Annotated in this window: 3 protein-coding genes; all 3 read left to right on the top strand. The window is 40.5% G+C overall.

All coding sequences use genetic code 11. From position 1 onward, the window contains the following. Nucleotides 1–725: phage major capsid protein (locus HP456_RS23875; RefSeq protein WP_172255659.1), on the top strand; the 725-nt coding region annotated here is incomplete at its 5' end. 25 nt (nt 726–750) lie between these two features. Then, entirely contained in the window at nt 751–1077 is a 327-nt protein-coding gene (locus HP456_RS23870; RefSeq protein WP_172255655.1) for a hypothetical protein, read from the top strand. A gap of 4 nt (nt 1078–1081) precedes the next feature. Then, entirely contained in the window at nt 1082–1414 is a 333-nt protein-coding gene (locus tag HP456_RS23865) for a phage head-tail connector protein (protein ID WP_172255657.1), read from the top strand. Nucleotides 1415–1478 lie beyond the last annotated feature (64 nt).

Below are 1478 nucleotides of genomic sequence, written 5' to 3'. Positions count from 1 at the left end.
GACCTGGGGCTTACTGGGTAGGTGAGACTGAGAAGATTCAAACTTCAAAACCAACCTTGCTGCAAGTAAAGATGACAGCTAAGAAGCTGGGTGTCATTCTACCAGTTTCCCGAGAGTATCTACAATACAGGGTTTCGAATTTCTTTGAAATCATGAGGCCGAAGATTGCAGAGGCATTCTATAAAAAATTTGATGAAGCAGGAATCCTGAATGTAGCAAACCCATTTACACAATCAATCGAACAATCAGTAACAGCTGCAGAAAACATCGTTTATGACGGGATCACTTACGATAATATCCTGGCTGTAGAAGATGAGCTTTTCGAAAATGATGTAGAGCCAAATGCATGGATTTCTAAAGTGCAAAACCATACTGCTTTAAGGAATGCACAAAAAGCTGAAAACGGAACATTACAATCATTGTATGATCGTTCTAACAATACGATTGATGGGTTGCCAGCAGTGGATTTGAAATCTGCAAATCTTGCAAAGGGAATTCTTTACGCTGGTGATTTTGATCAATTGCGTTATGGTATTCCTTTTAATATTGATTATGCAATTTCAGAGGAAGCGCAACTGTCGACTATTACAAATGCAGACGGGTCACCTATCAACTTGTTTGAGCAAGAAATGGTTGCTCTCCGTGCCACAATGGATGTAGGTTTAATGATCATTAAAGATGAAGCGTTCGCTAAATTAGTTCCAGGTCCAGCGCCAACAGCGTAAAACCATTCTAGAGAGGATGATAGGAATGCCTTACAAAGTTATAAGAGCTTTCAGAGACAAAGAAGATGATCAGCGTATTTATCGTAAAGGAGATACCTTCCCTGCGAAAGGTAAGGTAAGCAAAGAAAGGGTCGGGGAATTATTAAGCTCAGACAATAAAGTTGGGAAGCCGTTGATTGAGCAAATGGGAGGAGAGTCGGAAGTAGTCGAACATGAGCCTAGTACCTCAAAAGAATCTTCTGAAGAAAATGAGTTTCCCAAGCATACAGGCGGCCCCTGGTATGTGTTGTCTAACGGAGAAAAGATTCAAGGTAAAGAAGAAGCCTTTGCTGCACAAGCAGAATTGAAGTGATTGGATGACTATTAAAAATAATGTCAAAATCATTGTAGGAATTCAAGATGACCTTCAAGACAGTCAGATTGATAGACTTATCACAAATGTAGAGTCTAGGTTAAAAGTTTGGTTAAAACAAAATGCTGGCAAAACAGAGATCCCTCAAGAGTTAATGTTCATTGTTGAGGAGCTGGTGGTGAACCGGTATAACAAAATCGGCAGCGAGGGGATGAAATCGGAATCCGTCGAAGGCCGATCTGTTTCATTCACAGAAGACGATTTTAAACCCTATCAGTCCATCTTAGAAACGTATATCCCTAAACCAGAGACGACAGGAAAGGTAATGTTTTTCTGATGAGGTACTCTGATCGGGTCACACTCCATAATGTAGTAGACAGGGCATTTGATCCTTCTATTGG

Source organism: Bacillus haikouensis (genome assembly GCF_013179555.1).
GTDB lineage: Bacteria > Bacillota > Bacilli > Bacillales > Bacillaceae_B > Rossellomorea > Rossellomorea haikouensis_A.
The sequence above is the reverse complement of the archived record's forward strand: the minus strand, read 5'-3'. Positions and strand labels throughout refer to the sequence as shown.